20 protein-coding genes and 1 tRNA gene are annotated in these 12,944 nt (G+C 65.2%); 12 read left to right on the top strand and 9 right to left on the bottom strand.

Features of this window, described 5'->3' with window-relative positions; all coding sequences use genetic code 11:
* Positions 1-192: 192 nt before the first annotated feature.
* Positions 193-735: a hypothetical protein gene (locus KBY77_RS04500; RefSeq protein ID WP_255102373.1), complete on the bottom strand. Its 543-nt coding sequence runs from the start codon at positions 733-735 to the stop codon at positions 193-195.
* Between the two features lie 42 nt (positions 736-777).
* Positions 778-1,656: a PfkB family carbohydrate kinase gene (locus tag KBY77_RS04495; protein ID WP_255102372.1), complete on the bottom strand. Its 879-nt coding sequence runs from the start codon at positions 1,654-1,656 to the stop codon at positions 778-780.
* Positions 1,657-1,679: 23 nt separating this feature from the next.
* Here KBY77_RS04495 and KBY77_RS04490 point away from each other — a divergent pair, with 23 nt between their 5' ends.
* The 4 genes from KBY77_RS04490 (at position 1,680) to KBY77_RS04475 (ending at position 3,955) form a co-directional block, all read left to right on the top strand.
* A complete protein-coding gene (locus KBY77_RS04490) occupies positions 1,680-1,835 on the top strand; it encodes a hypothetical protein (protein WP_255102371.1) in 156 nt (51 codons plus the stop codon).
* 361 nt (positions 1,836-2,196) lie between these two features.
* Entirely contained in the window at positions 2,197-2,340 is a 144-nt protein-coding gene (locus KBY77_RS04485; protein ID WP_255102370.1) for a hypothetical protein, read from the top strand.
* A gap of 125 nt (positions 2,341-2,465) precedes the next feature.
* On the top strand, positions 2,466-2,987 hold the full coding sequence (locus tag KBY77_RS04480) for a hypothetical protein (protein WP_255102369.1): 522 nt from the start codon (positions 2,466-2,468) through the stop codon (positions 2,985-2,987).
* 683 nt (positions 2,988-3,670) lie between these two features.
* Positions 3,671-3,955: a hypothetical protein gene (locus KBY77_RS04475; protein WP_255102368.1), complete on the top strand. Its 285-nt coding sequence runs from the start codon at positions 3,671-3,673 to the stop codon at positions 3,953-3,955.
* 42 nt (positions 3,956-3,997) lie between these two features.
* Here KBY77_RS04475 and KBY77_RS04470 read toward each other — a convergent pair whose 3' ends face one another.
* Positions 3,998-4,204, bottom strand: coding sequence for a DUF899 domain-containing protein (locus KBY77_RS04470; protein ID WP_255102367.1), 207 nt, complete (start codon positions 4,202-4,204; stop codon positions 3,998-4,000).
* 35 nt (positions 4,205-4,239) lie between these two features.
* On the opposite strand from KBY77_RS04470, the gene KBY77_RS04465 reads away from it, so the two are divergent.
* Complete coding sequence (locus tag KBY77_RS04465) at positions 4,240-4,725, top strand: hypothetical protein (protein ID WP_255102366.1); 486 nt, start codon at positions 4,240-4,242, stop codon at positions 4,723-4,725.
* Positions 4,726-4,825: 100 nt separating this feature from the next.
* Here the strand turns inward: KBY77_RS04465 and KBY77_RS04460 are convergent.
* Positions 4,826-4,897: transfer RNA gene (locus tag KBY77_RS04460), tRNA-Lys, on the bottom strand.
* A 119-nt stretch (positions 4,898-5,016) separates the two neighbouring features.
* Here KBY77_RS04460 and KBY77_RS04455 point away from each other — a divergent pair.
* The 6 genes from KBY77_RS04455 to KBY77_RS04430 all read left to right on the top strand — a co-directional run bounded on the left by KBY77_RS04455 (position 5,017) and on the right by KBY77_RS04430 (position 9,601).
* Positions 5,017-5,520: a gamma carbonic anhydrase family protein gene (locus KBY77_RS04455; protein WP_255102365.1), complete on the top strand. Its 504-nt coding sequence runs from the start codon at positions 5,017-5,019 to the stop codon at positions 5,518-5,520.
* An 87-nt stretch (positions 5,521-5,607) separates the two neighbouring features.
* Entirely contained in the window at positions 5,608-5,730 is a 123-nt protein-coding gene (locus KBY77_RS04450; RefSeq protein ID WP_094555684.1) for a photosystem II protein Y, read from the top strand.
* Positions 5,730-7,091, top strand: coding sequence for an FADH(2)-oxidizing methylenetetrahydrofolate--tRNA-(uracil(54)-C(5))-methyltransferase TrmFO (gene trmFO / locus KBY77_RS04445; RefSeq protein ID WP_255102364.1), 1,362 nt, complete (start codon positions 5,730-5,732; stop codon positions 7,089-7,091). The genes KBY77_RS04450 and trmFO overlap by 1 nt, the downstream gene beginning before the upstream one ends.
* 28 nt (positions 7,092-7,119) lie before the next feature.
* The gene (gene crtH / locus KBY77_RS04440) at positions 7,120-8,685 is read left to right on the top strand and encodes a carotenoid isomerase (protein WP_255102363.1); all 1,566 of its coding nucleotides are present in this window, start codon (positions 7,120-7,122) and stop codon (positions 8,683-8,685) included.
* A 107-nt stretch (positions 8,686-8,792) separates the two neighbouring features.
* Positions 8,793-9,026 carry a hypothetical protein gene (locus KBY77_RS04435; RefSeq protein WP_255102362.1) on the top strand — a complete coding sequence of 78 codons (234 nt, stop codon included), beginning with the start codon at positions 8,793-8,795 and terminating at the stop codon, positions 9,024-9,026.
* A 5-nt stretch (positions 9,027-9,031) separates the two neighbouring features.
* Positions 9,032-9,601, top strand: a complete 570-nt coding sequence (locus tag KBY77_RS04430) for a hypothetical protein (protein WP_255102361.1) — start codon at positions 9,032-9,034, stop codon at positions 9,599-9,601.
* Positions 9,602-9,615: 14 nt separating this feature from the next.
* Here KBY77_RS04430 and KBY77_RS04425 read toward each other — a convergent pair whose 3' ends face one another.
* A complete protein-coding gene (locus KBY77_RS04425) occupies positions 9,616-10,353 on the bottom strand; it encodes a response regulator transcription factor (protein ID WP_255093599.1) in 738 nt (245 codons plus the stop codon).
* A 174-nt stretch (positions 10,354-10,527) separates the two neighbouring features.
* Between KBY77_RS04425 and KBY77_RS04420 the strand changes: the two genes are divergently transcribed.
* Positions 10,528-10,794: a DUF6761 family protein gene (locus KBY77_RS04420; RefSeq protein WP_255093600.1), complete on the top strand. Its 267-nt coding sequence runs from the start codon at positions 10,528-10,530 to the stop codon at positions 10,792-10,794.
* Between the two features lie 84 nt (positions 10,795-10,878).
* Here KBY77_RS04420 and grxD read toward each other — a convergent pair whose 3' ends face one another.
* From grxD to KBY77_RS04400, 4 genes are read right to left on the bottom strand one after another with little or no spacing between them, the layout of a single operon-like run.
* Positions 10,879-11,202, bottom strand: a complete 324-nt coding sequence (gene grxD, locus KBY77_RS04415; protein ID WP_094555582.1) for a Grx4 family monothiol glutaredoxin — start codon at positions 11,200-11,202, stop codon at positions 10,879-10,881.
* 45 nt (positions 11,203-11,247) lie between these two features.
* Positions 11,248-11,490 (bottom strand): BolA family protein, encoded by a 243-nt coding sequence (locus KBY77_RS04410; protein WP_006170541.1) that lies wholly within the window; start codon positions 11,488-11,490, stop codon positions 11,248-11,250.
* 55 nt (positions 11,491-11,545) lie between these two features.
* Complete coding sequence (locus KBY77_RS04405) at positions 11,546-12,094, bottom strand: hypothetical protein (protein ID WP_255102360.1); 549 nt, start codon at positions 12,092-12,094, stop codon at positions 11,546-11,548.
* Between the two features lie 17 nt (positions 12,095-12,111).
* Positions 12,112-12,867 carry a 1-acyl-sn-glycerol-3-phosphate acyltransferase gene (locus tag KBY77_RS04400; RefSeq protein WP_255102359.1) on the bottom strand — a complete coding sequence of 252 codons (756 nt, stop codon included), beginning with the start codon at positions 12,865-12,867 and terminating at the stop codon, positions 12,112-12,114.
* Positions 12,868-12,944 lie beyond the last annotated feature (77 nt).

The raw sequence follows: 12,944 nt of genomic DNA, 5'->3' as shown, positions 1-12,944 counted from the left end.
CGTTGCCTCAGCGCAGGGTGCTGATCAGCCCGCGACGCCGCAGTTCCCGGGCGAATTCACTGGCGAGTCGGTTCCTGGCCCGAAAGGCATGCCAGCGGCCGTACCAGTCGAGGCAACGGAACAGCACCCAGGTGAGGAACAGAACCTGCAGGAAGGGTTTCAGGGTCGGGAGGACCGGGCTCTGAATTGAATTTAGGCAGCCCCATGGGCTCTGTCATCAGAGGGATCGATGGTCCAGAGCGCCAGACCCCCGCCACGGCCCCTGGCCGCCAGCCAGCCATGGCTGGCCCCGCCACCGATCAGGGCGAAGAAGGGCAGCTCCCCGGCCCGTTGCTGGCCAAACGGAAGCGGCTGGGGTAGTGGGCGATCGAGGGGCCGCCAGGCGCCCAGTGCCAGATACAGACGCTCAAAACGAAACAGCAGCAGGGGCCGCTTGCCCTCGAGCCTGGCCTGGCCAGCAAATGTGAGCCCAAGTTCCCCGAGCTGCACGCTGTTGCGGATCACCAGCTCCTCGCCCTCCCCCCCAGGGGCTTCGATCACCAGCCTTGCGCCCAGGGCCCGCAGGAGTCCACTGACCAGCTCAGCCGGCCGCTGGGATCCCCGCGGCCAGGTGCGCTGCAGACGCCAGCTGCCGATCAGCTGGGCAGCCTCAACAGCACCTCCATGCTTGCGGACGATCGCCTCCATCCGGAGCAGGTCCGCCCCGTCGGGAGTGCCAGGGAGTGTCGGGTCCATCTGAAAGCGCTGTGCGGGGACTGGAGCGGAACCCAGCCTGGCTCAGAGGGGCTGTGGCACACCCCACTGGGAGGCATAGGCGCCGCGGCCATCAAGGGCAGAGGCGCCGCAGCGGCAGGCCAGCGCCAGGGCGTCTGGGCGCTCCCAGCCGGCCGCCAGGCCCGCTGTGAAGCCGGCAGCAAAGCTGTCGCCAGCCCCGTAAGCATCCACCGGGGGGTGGCGTCGCTCGATCGCTCTGAAGCGACCTCCAGGGACAGTGAATCCCCCCTGCTCGGCCTCCGTGGCCACATAAATGCGAGGTGCGGGAAAGAGATCCCCATCCCGGAATTTCTCCCCGGGGTCGCGGGCACTACCGATCAGTGCGTCAAGCTCCACGGCGGCCGCCTGCAGAACCGGCAAACGGACCCGGGGCGTAGCCGCCAGCACTCGCGCCCGACGGGCCAGCCGCAGGGCGGCTTCATCGGCGGCGGTCACGAACACCCCGTCGCAGCCAGCCAGCTCGGCCCAGGGCAAAGGATCGCTGGCGGCAGGAGAGAGCCTTTCGCCAATCACCGTGATGGTGCGCTCCCCGCTCGCCTCCACGAAGGTGATCGCCCGACGGGTGGGGCTCTCTCGCCAGGCCACATGCAGTTCCAGCCCCATGGCCCGCAGCTCGGCAGCCGCCCGCTCTCCGAGGGCATCGCGGCCCAGGGCTGTGTAGAAGGCCACCGGCTGATTTGTGAGCCGGCTGAACTGGGCTGCCACCACAGCGCCGCCACCGGCGGGTTGCTCCAGGGTTTCGAGCGCGTGCTGGATCTGACCGGCAGACGGCAGCCGCTCCACCATCACGAAGCTGACCCACTCCACGTGACCCACCACTGCCAGGCGCAGCGGGGGCAAGGGAGGCGGACCTGGCAGCTCAGCTGGGGCAGCAGCAGACATCCAGGCTGAGCGGGTGCTCCAGGATGACGGCTCACGTCAGCTTCGCCGCTGCCATGGCCCCCAAGGAACGGTCCGCCACCACCGTGAAACTCCAGATCGCCGGTGCGGTGTTGCTGCCGCTGCTGCTGCTGGGGATATGGCTGAATTCGCTTGGATTCTTCAGTGCACCGCCAGGCTGAAGAAACCGGCCTTGAGTACTCAGCCAGCTGGATCAGCCGCATCCAGGGAGGCGAGGTATCGCTTGCGTTGAGCAGAGGCGCCGGGCTCGTCGCGGCGGTGGCTGGGAATGTTGCCCCGTTGGCTGGGTTCTTCAGGTTCAAGCCAATGGGTGATCTCGGGAAGGGACTGTGCTTCAGGCATTTCTGAATCGTAGGGGGTCTGCGCGTCCTGCAAAAGCTGCCTCAAGCGCTGTGAGCAACGGATTGAGCGGCTGCTCTGGCAGTTCTGCCCGTCACGATCCTGCCGGTGATCACGACCTGGCAAACGGAGGCCCTCCGTTAGCGCGTTGGCATCGTCCAGAAGTTCTTCAGTCAGCCCTCCATGAATTCAGGCCTACTTGAATTGCTGATCTCACCGATCGATGCCGCCCGGCTGGACGACCATGCCGGCAAGGTCCTGCTCGAGAGCCGCGATCTGGATCAGCTCATGCAGACACTGATGGGGGACCAGGGCGCCGGGGACTAGCCGCTGGCATCAGTTACCGAGACTTCAGTTGATGAAGGAATAAGCGATCCCGTCGCGGCCTGACGGGAAACATGCTGGTACGTTGAAAGAAGGTTGATTGCAGCTCTTCGCGTCCTTCGACCCTGATGTCACCACGACGGCAATCACGCTTCATGTCATTACGTCACCATCTGCTGCACGGCGGCCTTGCCATAGCGACAGCCACCTCCTTGGTCGTTCTGAACGCCGGTGGGGGCAAAAGCGAGGTTATGTACACCCTCACCACCCAGTGCAGCCTCAATGGCGAGCCCGCCAAAGCCTGCATCGTCGAAGCGGTCAATGAGGGTCAATCAACCCTGTACCGCCACAAGATCGGCGGTGACGTAATGACTGTCCGGGTAAGAGATCAACCCGTTCGCATGGACCTCTGGTCCAAGGAATTGAAAGCCTGGACATCTCTGAAGCGAGCCGAAGCCCGTTTCTCCACCAACACGGTTTGCTTCAACGGCACGGATCTGTGTGTCGTCAACCCCAACTATCTCAACAGCGTCCTTCAGAACCAGACATCTGCCATGAAGGGCCGTGACCACGTGATGGTCCACTTCGGCAGCGACGGCCGCGTCGATGCCAGCTGCTACGACGAAGGCTGCGACGTGGTGCGCAAATGAAAGGAATCCCTGGATTAAGCCTATTACTCTCCGGCGTGCTCGCCTTCCCGGCAAGCTCAGCACTGGCACTGGACAGATGGCCTGGAGACAGCCAGAACCCCATCACCACTGAGCTGCTGGCCAGGGGAGGAGGCGGTGGAAGCCGTGGCGGCGGCAGTCGTGGTGGCGGTGGGAGCCGTGGCGGTGGCGGTAGCCGTGGCGGTGGTGGAAGCAACCGTGTTCGCACAGGCATGAGCGGCGGAGGCGCGAGCCTGAACCGCGGCAACAGCCGACCCAATGGCGGCTGGAGCAACAGGGTGTCGTCACCCTCAGCGCGGCCATCAATCCAACGGCCCTCCGGATCGAACAACATCAGCCGCGATCTCAATCGCAGCGGCAACCGCGACTTCAATAGAAGCGGAAATTTCGACGGCAACAGGTCCATCAACCGGGACGTGAATCGGGATGTGAACCGGAACATCAATCGGGATATAAATAGGAATATCAGTCGGGACGTGAATAGAAATATCAACCGAAACGTGAATTGGAATACGAATCGGCGCGTCAACATCGGCAATGTGAATGTCAGCCCAGGCTGGGCTCGTCCGGGCTGGGGGGTGGCCCGGCCATGGAATGCCGGCTGGTATGGCGGCTGGTCCTCTCCCTCCTGGGGATGGTGGGGGGCAAGAGCCGCAACTTGGGGTGTGGCCTCCCTGGCCACTGCAGCCGTCATCAACAATGCTGTCGACAATGCAATCAGCAGCAACGCCACCTACATCGTTGTTCCCAACACCGACTACCAGCTGCTCTACGGCTCGATTCAGCCCTCCGGCTCCCAGGGAGTCAGCTTCGCCGTCACTAGCGATGGCAGCACTTACCAGCTCTCGGCCGATTGCAACCAGGGCCTTCTGGATGGCCGCGAACCAAGCAATGCTGCTGAAGCAGAGCTGGTGAATGCAGCCTGTCAGGTGGCCTTCGGCTCCGTCTGAACTCCACAGCGTGGGGTAGCTCCTGAAGGAGACTCAACTCGGTCAGGGTTCTGCCTCGGACAGCGTGGCGTCAATCTGCTCCGCCAGCAGCAGACAGGCGTCCATCTCGGCCCAGAGCAACTTCCGCCTCTGAGCCTCGACAGCGTAGGAGCGCCGGTGTAGATCCCGACCCAGATAGCGCAGGGCATCACGGATCCGCCGCCAGTCCTCGTTGCTGCAGTTGGGCGCCTGAGGGACGCTGTCATCCATGGAGGCCGAGTGAGCCAAGGGTTCAGCCATGCAGCATGAAATCAATGCAGTTTCCGACTGTACCGTTGAGTTTCAGACGCCATTCAGTCATGGGAAACTCACCTGGGTTGCGCAGATGGTTCAGCTGGACCGCAGCTTCGTCGCTGGGACTGGCCAAACTGCTGCTGGCTGACCTGGCCATTGCTGCACCCTTCAGCTACGACCCTGTCTCGTTCACAAGCTTTGCCAACAGCCGCATGAAAGCTCAGGGTAAAGATGTGGTCTTCCGCAACCTCGCCCTGTGCCGGCGTGATGGGTCAAGTGGCTATCGATGCCTGCAGGGAGAAGTGCTCCGGCGGGAAGCCGGCAAGCCAGGGCGCGAGCTCTGTGGATTGCGCTCAGTTGGCTATCATCCGGCCACTCGCAGCATCAACTACCTGACCCAGAATTGCATCAGAAAAACAGACCAGCAACGGCTGCGTGAGCAATCTGAAAAGCTGTTGCGCAAGGGCCTGGATGCGCTGGAAAACATCAATCCATGATCAGCTCTTCAGCGCCTGCGGATCCCTAGCTGGATCAGCTCAATCGGTCCTGGCTCAGCCGGCAGGGGTGTGGCGTCGGCCAGCCGGATAGGAGAGGGTATGGGTCGCCTGAGATTCGAACTCAGGACCAATCGGTTAAAAGCCGAGTGCTCTACCGCTGAGCTAGCGACCCGCCCTGGTGGGCTGCCCTCGCGGGCACCCCTGGAACGTATCACCCAGGGGGCACCTCCTCCAAGAGAGCATGGTTGAGTCATCAGGGGGTGCTGATCCCCCGGTTGCCCGCGCGCTGCCATGTCCTCCTCCCCCTGGCCCGAGCCCAGCGTTCACCCCGCAGCCTGGGTGGCCCCCTCGGCCGTGGTGATCGGGGATGTGGCCATCAGCGCCGGAGCGAGCATCTGGCCGCTGGCCGTGGCCCGGGGCGATCTCTGCAGCATCCAGATCGGGGCCAACAGCAACGTCCAGGACGGGGCCGTGCTGCACGGGGATCCAGGCCAGCCGGTGCTGATCGGCGCGGGGGTGACCATCGGCCACCGGGCTGTGGTGCATGGGGCCACCCTTGAGGATGGCTGCCTGATCGGCATCGGCGCCATCGTTCTCAATGGGGTGCGGGTTGGGGAGGGCGCCCTGGTGGCGGCAGGGGCGGTGGTGACTCGGGACGTGCCGGCCCGCACTCTGGTGGCGGGCATCCCTGCACAGGCGAAGCGAACGCTCAGCGAGCAAGAGGCCGCCGAGCAGATCCAGCACGCCTTGCGCTACAGCCAGCTGGCCGCCTCCCATGCCGGCCGCGGTGGCTGAATGCTGCGATTTGGATCAACCGGCTCAGGAGCACTTCTGGGCAGGCGTGTGGTGTCCGTAAGATTGGCAAACGATGATTCTTCCTCGATGGACGCTCGGCTGCTGCTGGTTACTGCTCCCATCCTGCTCGCCGTTGCCTGGGCTGTGTTCAACATCGGCCGGGCGGCCGTAGGTCAGTTGCAACTGATGCTCAAGCGTTCCCGCGCCTGATGGTCCTGGTGATCGGTGCCGGCCTGGCCGGCACTGAAGCGGCCTGGCAGATAGCCCAGGCAGGTCTGCCGGTGCGGCTGGTGGAGATGCGGCCCGTGCGGCCCTCTCCTGCTCACCACAGCGCTGAATTCGCCGAACTGGTCTGCAGCAACAGCTTCGGTGCCCTCTCCAGTGATCGGGCTGCCGGTCTGCTGCAGGAGGAACTGCGCCAGCTGGGTTCACTGGTGATCAGCACAGCCGACGGCCACGCGGTTCCGGCCGGAGGTGCGCTGGCGGTGGATCGCGGCCAGTTCAGCGCCACACTCACCCGCACCCTTGAAACCCATCCTCTGATCCAGGTGGAGCGGGCGGAGCTGCTGCGTCTGCCCGAGCCAGGAGAGATCACCGTCCTGGCCACGGGACCCCTCACCAGTGATGCCCTGGCCGAGGATCTGCGCCGTTTCACCGGCCGTGACGACTGCCATTTCTTTGATGCAGCCAGTCCGATCGTGGCGGGCGAGAGCATCGACCTGGAGGTGGCCTTCCGCGCCAGCCGCTACGACAAGGGCGACGCCGACTACATCAACTGCCCCATGAACCGGGAGCAGTACGAGCTGTTCCGGGAGGCACTGCTGGCGGCGGAGCAGGCCGAGCTCAAGGATTTCGAGCAGGAGAGTGCCAGCTTCTTCGAGGGCTGCCTGCCGATCGAGGAGCTGGCCCGTCGCGGCGACGACACCATGCGCTACGGCCCGCTCAAGCCAATCGGCCTCTGGGATCCGCGCTGGGGCGACCTGCAGGACCGCGACGTGCGCCGCGCCAGAAGGGCCCATGCCGTGGTGCAGCTGCGCCAGGAAGATAAAGGCGGCCGTCTCTGGAACCTGGTGGGCTTCCAGACCAACCTGAAGTGGAGTGAGCAGAAACGGGTGCTGCGTCTGATTCCAGGCCTGGAGAGCGCCGAGTTCGTGCGCTTCGGAGTGATGCACCGCAACACCTTCCTGCAGTCGCCACAGCTGCTGGATCCCACCCTGCAGTTCCGGCAGCGGCCCAGCCTGCTGGCGGCGGGCCAGATCACCGGCACCGAGGGCTATGCCGCCGCCGTCGCCGGGGGCTGGCTGGCAGGCACCAACGCCGCCCGGCTCGCCCATGGCCAGAGCCCGATCGTCCTGCCGCCCACCACCATGATCGGCGCCCTCACCCACTTCATCGCCGAAGCCACCAGCGCGAAGTTCCAGCCGATGCCCCCCAACTTCGGCCTGATGCCCGAGCTGAGCGTGCGGGTCCGGGAGAAGCGGGCCCGCTACGGCGCCTACCGCGACCGTGCCCTGGCTGATCTGGCACCGTTCAGGCCTGCAGCCCGCAGTGCTGCCCTGACCTTTGCCTAGGGTCAAGCCTGCCAGCAGGCCCACCCCCGTGAGCGTCATCTCCAGCCCCGCCAATGCGGCAGCCACCAGCCAGGCGTCCTCCCAGGACTGGGACGCCGTGGTGATCGGCTCCGGGATCGGCGGTCTGGTGACGGCCACCCAGCTCGCCGCAAAGGGGGCGCGGGTGCTGGTGCTGGAGAGCTACCTGATCCCGGGCGGTTCGGGCGGGAGCTTCAAGCGTGAGGGCTACACCTTCGACGTGGGCGCCTCGATGATCTTCGGCTTCGGCGAGAAAGGGCACACCAACCTGCTGACCCGCGCCCTGGCCGATGTGGGCGAGCGCCAGGAGACCATCCCCGATCCGGCCCAGCTCGAGTACCACCTCCCCGGCGGTCTGACCGTGGCGGTCGACCGTGACTACGACAGCTTCATCGACCGGCTTTCGGCTCTGTTCCCCCATGAGGCCACCGGCATCCGTCGCTTCTACGACACCTGCTGGAGCGTCTTTCGATGTCTCGACGCGATGCCCTTGCTCTCGCTCGAGGATCCGGCCTACCTGGCGAAGGTGTTTGTGCGGGCACCACTGGCCTGCCTTGGCCTGGCCCGCTGGCTGCCGGTGAATGTGGGCGATGTGGCCCGCCGGCATATCAAGGATCCTGCGCTGCTGAAGTTCATCGACATGGAGTGCTTCTGCTGGTCGGTGATGCCAGCGGACCTGACGCCGATGATCAACGCCGGCATGGTCTTCTCCGACCGTCATGCCGGCGGCATCAACTACCCCCGCGGAGGTGTGGGCTCAATCGCGCGCCACCTGGTTCGGGGCCTGGAACGCCACGGCGGCACGATCCGCTACCGCTCCCGGGTGACCCGGGTGCTGATCGAGGGAGGCAAGGCTGTGGGGGTCGAGCTGGCGGCCGGCGAAACGATCCGTGCCAGCCGGGTGATCTCCAACGCCACCCGCTGGGACACTTTCGGCGGGCTGGTGGCGGAGGCCCAGGTGCCGGCAGCCGAGCACACCTGGCGGCGGCGCTACAAGCCCTCGCCCTCCTTCCTTTCACTGCATCTGGGAGTGAAGGCTGAGGCCATTCCTGCCGGCAGCCACTGCCACCACCTGCTGCTGGAGGAGTGGAGCGCCATGGAGGCGGAGCAGGGCACGGTTTTCGTCTCGATTCCCACCCTGCTCGATCCGGACCTGGCGCCGGAGGGCAGGCACATCGTCCATGCCTTCACCCCATCGACCCTGGAGGCCTGGCAGGGACTCTCCCCCAGCGACTACCGCACGACAAAGCAAGCCGCAGCCGATCGCCTGATCCACCGGCTGGAGCAGATCCTGCCCGGCCTGAGTGGAGCGATCGTCCATCGGGAGGTGGGCACCCCCCGCAGTCATCGACGCTTCCTCGGCCGTCACCAGGGCAGCTATGGCCCGGTGCCAGCCATGCGCCTGCCGGGGCTGCTGCCGATGCCCTTCAACCGCAGCGGCATCCCCGGGCTGTACCTCGTGGGTGATTCCTGCTTCCCGGGTCAGGGGTTGAACGCGGTGGCCTTCAGCGGCTTCGCCTGCGCCCATCGGGTGGGTGCAGACCTGGGCCTGAACCCCTGGGCCCTGCCCGCGTGAGCCACCACGAAGGCCCCGCCAAGGCGCCGAGCGGTAACCCGACCCCGGCATCCTCGCGCCCATCGTTCACGCTCCATAGGGTGAGCGCCATTGATGGTCATGTCCCCATGGGTCCCGTCCCCACCCCGAACCACGAGGATCTAGCTCGCTACCTGGAGCAGAACGACGCTCTCAGCAAGCCCTGGCTGATGCTGCAATTGCGTATGAGCCGTCTCAAGGAAGAGAAGGATTCGCTTGGTCCCGATGAGTATCTGCGCCGGGTGCAGGATGCCCACAACGACCTGATGCGACTGGGCAGCTTCTGGCGTGGCCGTGAAGCAGAACTGTTCGGCCTGAGCTGAGCCCCATGGCCTCCAATCCGCCTGTAGCGGCACCGGATCAGCCCCAGACCTACCCGGTGGCACCATTGATTCGCTTCACCCTGCTGGGGCTTTATCTCTCCCTGGTTCTGCCCCTGCCGCTGCTGGCCACACCAACGCTGCGTCCGTGGCTGATCGCTGCCCTGCCGGTCGGATTTGTGCTGGTGGCCGCCTTGCTGAGTGAGCGGGTCAGGCTCGATCAAGATGGCATCACGGTGGGCCATCCCCGCTGGTGCGCCTGGCTGCTGCGCCGGGGCTGGCAGCTTCCCTGGAAGCAGGTGGAGGGTCTCACCAGCCTGGGTACGAGCCAGGGCGGGCGTGTCTACTACCTTCATGCTCAGGATGGCCGCCGACTGCTGCTGCCGCAGCGGGTGGACCGCTTCCCTTCCTTCCTGCTGCAGGTGCAACGCACCACCGGCCTGGATCTATCAACAGTCGGCCGTCTATCCCCGCCATGGACCTACTGGGCCCTGGCGGCTCTCACCCTGGCCATGCTTCTGGGGGAGCTGGTCGTGCTCTCGGCCTTGCCCACAGTCAGTGTCCCAGGCCTGAACTGAGCAGAACCGGTTCTTCAGCTGGCGCTCGCGCTCTGGGGACGGACACCGCCAGCCGGGCTTAGGGAAGGCTCAGGCGCTTCGGGAAGAGTTTCCAGGCTGAAGCGGTATCCCTGCTGGCGCACCGTTTCGATGCCACCGCCCTCGCCAAGGCCAGCCAGTTCAAGCTTGCGGCGCAGGGTGAGTACCTGGGTGTCGACCGAGCGGGGACCCCCACTGAACGGAGGCCAGGCCATGCGCAGCAGCTCCTGGCGACTGCGAACCATCCCCGGTGGCATCAGCAGGGCACAGAGCAGGGCGAATTCACGGGGGCTGAGCTCCACTGGCTGATCGCGCAGGGTCACCTGGCGCAGCAGCAGGTGCACCTCCAGCGGACCAACGCAGACCCGCTCCTGCAGGCCGGTGCCGCTGCGACGCAGCAGGCTGCGACAGCGGGCAGCCAGTTCCTCCAGACCGAAGGGCTTGCGCAGGACGTCGTCGGCGCCAGCATCAAGCAGGGCCACCAACGAATCAGCACCGGTGCGGGCCGTGAGCACCATCACCGGGGAACGCAGATGGGCCGCCAGGCGCAGGGCCGTGCTCTCCTCTAGCAGTTCGGCGCTCACCAGCAGGTCGGGAGTCTGGTCGTCGCAGAGCTGGAGGGCTTCAGCAGCCGTGGCCACGGCTGCTGCCAGATATCCATCCTGACGGAGGCGCTGGGCCAGGACCGTTCGCAGGGTCGGATGGGGATCGACGACCAGAACCCGCTTCAGCATGGAGGCCCCGCCGGTACGTGGCTCAAGCGTCAGCTTGGCGGGGGTTGGATCAACGGAATCCGGCTTGGGTGTGAGCTCCACACGCGGCCACGGGTGAGTCTCTAGGCTACCTGATACACGCCGGGAGCAGTCGGTATCCATCGATGCCACGCCCGCCCAGACAGCCTGTGCCCCATGACCGCGCTGCAGAATCCTGACGCCATCCGTCACTTCCAGTCAATCTGTGACGCCTGCCAGGATCTGGCCAGCCGCTACCACAGCCCCTCGGAACTCAGGCTCTATGCGGATGGCTACCTGCATGCCCTACGCCGCGGTTCCGTGCTGCAACCTCTGGATCAACGTCGCCTTGAAGACCTGATCGAGCGTTGGATCATGGATCCCTCCAGCTTCATCGGGCCGGACGGCAATGTCAGCACCCTGTTCGAGAACAGCCGCAACTGAATTCCAGACGAGCCGCAACTTATCAGGAAAAACGGCCGGGCACCGACTGGATGGAATATCTGAAGAAGGCGTCCGTCTGGATCCCTAGCTGGCCAGGGCCACCGTGAGGGTTTCACGCAGCTCGCCGGAGTTGTACATCTCGATCAGGATGTCTGAGCCACCGATGAACTCGCCATTCACATACACCTGGGGAATGGTGGGCCATTCCGAAAACTCCTTGATGCCCTGACGAATCTCCGGATCGGAGAGCACATCAAAAGTTTCGAACGGCATGCCCAGGGAATTGAGGATCTGAACCACGTTGTTGGAAAACCCACACTGGGGCATCAGCTTCGAGCCCTTCATGAACACCACGATCGGGCTGCTGCTCAGAAGGCTGTCGATGCGTTGCTTGACGGCGCTGTCCATGGATGCCAGGGGTAAAACGATTGAAGGGGGGAAGGAGCGGCAAAATCAGCCCACACCAACGGGGGTTGTGGTCTGCAATGCGAGGGCATGGATGGCCTCACTGGCCAGCTCACGGCGCAGGGCCGCGTAAACCAACTGGTGCTGCTTGATCCTCGAGAGACCGGCAAAGGCTGAGGACACCACTTTCACCTGGAGATGGTCGCCACCACCGGTGAGATCCTCGACCTCCACCTCGGCATCGGGAAGGCTGGCGCAGATCGCTTCTTTCACCTGCTCCGATTGCACCATGTCCGAGATTCCATCCACTCAGGACGGAATCTAGAAGCCGGAACGTCCAGCTGCCTTACGGCGATGCCGGGGCATCGCTCACGGCGGTGTAAGGGATGGTGGCGAAGCCGAGTTCCACCAGAGTCTGGTAAGCGCGGCGTCCTTCCTCACGGGTCGGGGTCATCACCTTCACCACCTCCACCAGCAGGGGGACGGCCACCTCAGGCTGGTTCTGGCGGCGGAGCAGGGCTGCCAGACGGAGATTGGACTGGGCGAGCAGTTCCAGCGACTCACGGCCTTTCTGATCCATCTCCCTGGGAATGCGCGCATCAAGGCCGCGGAAGGATCCGCTCAGATCCCGGTAGAAGCCGAGCAGGCGCAGGCTGGCATCCCTGGCCTGGTCATAGTCCTTGCGGGCGGCAGCCAGATCACCGCGGGCCACGGCCGCATCACCACGGCTCAGCAGATCCTTGACGGCCTGGAGGTTGAAGGTTCCAGCCGAACCCTCAAGCACCTTCGGGGGCTCACCCTGGGCCTGAAGGGGCAGGATCGGGGCAGCAGACAGCAGGGTTGCCGCCAGGGCAAGCCCGAGGGCTAGGTGGGGCCGGCGCACGGGGGACAACACAGAAATGCAGTTGGACTCTACGGGGGAGTGATGGGACGGCCCACTGCGAGGCGGGCCGCTTCCTCAGCTGATTGCATCGCCACCGCCAGCCGGTCGTTGAGCGCCCGGACCTCGGAGCGGCCGCCATCTCCATCCACGGCCATGGCGGGGGCAAAGACCAGAGCAGCCCGGCCCCGGCAGCGCGGGGGCCCCTGGCTGTAGCCGATCCCGATCGGAACCACTCGCACATCAACGCCCTGGCTGGCAGCAAGGACCGCCAGCCGTCCCAGGCCCTGATGCACCCGAATCGGCCCATCCTGACGGCGGATCTGGCCCTCCGGAAACACCACCAGCTGCTCCGAGGCGGCCAGCAGGTCGACGGCGTAGCGAAGGGAACTGGTGCCCGGCCGTCCCTGGTCGATCGGGAAGCAGCCGAGGCGGTCGAGAAACCAGCCCTGAATTCCCTTCATCTCCGTGACGGTGACCATGAAGCGGCAATCGCGGCCACTGATACGGCGGCCGGCGGCATGGGGCAGGAGCAGGGCGTCCCAGCGGGCCCGGTGGGTGGGGGCCAGCAACACCGGCCCCTGCAGAGGCAGGTGCTCCGATCCCAGCACCTCGATCGAGCTGAAGAAGCCGGGCAGGGCGAGGTCCTGGGTCACCAGCATCGCCAGCGGGGACAGAACGGGACTGATGCCGCGACAGACACTGCTCTCCCTGGCCACCAGGTTGGAGCTGGGCTTCGGCTCGGTCCTCGCTGGTCCCTCGATCACTTGCGTCGTCTCGGCCGTCACCTGAAGCCGCATTCGCCAATCGATGCAAGCTAGAGGGAGCGGCAGTGCTTCGTTTCAGGGCACGGGCAGTTGCCTCT

Source organism: Synechococcus sp. Cruz-7E5, from assembly GCF_024345995.1.
In the GTDB taxonomy this organism is placed as follows: Bacteria; Cyanobacteriota; Cyanobacteriia; order PCC-6307; family Cyanobiaceae; genus Regnicoccus_A.
The sequence above is the reverse complement of the archived record's forward strand: the minus strand, read 5'-3'. Positions and strand labels throughout refer to the sequence as shown.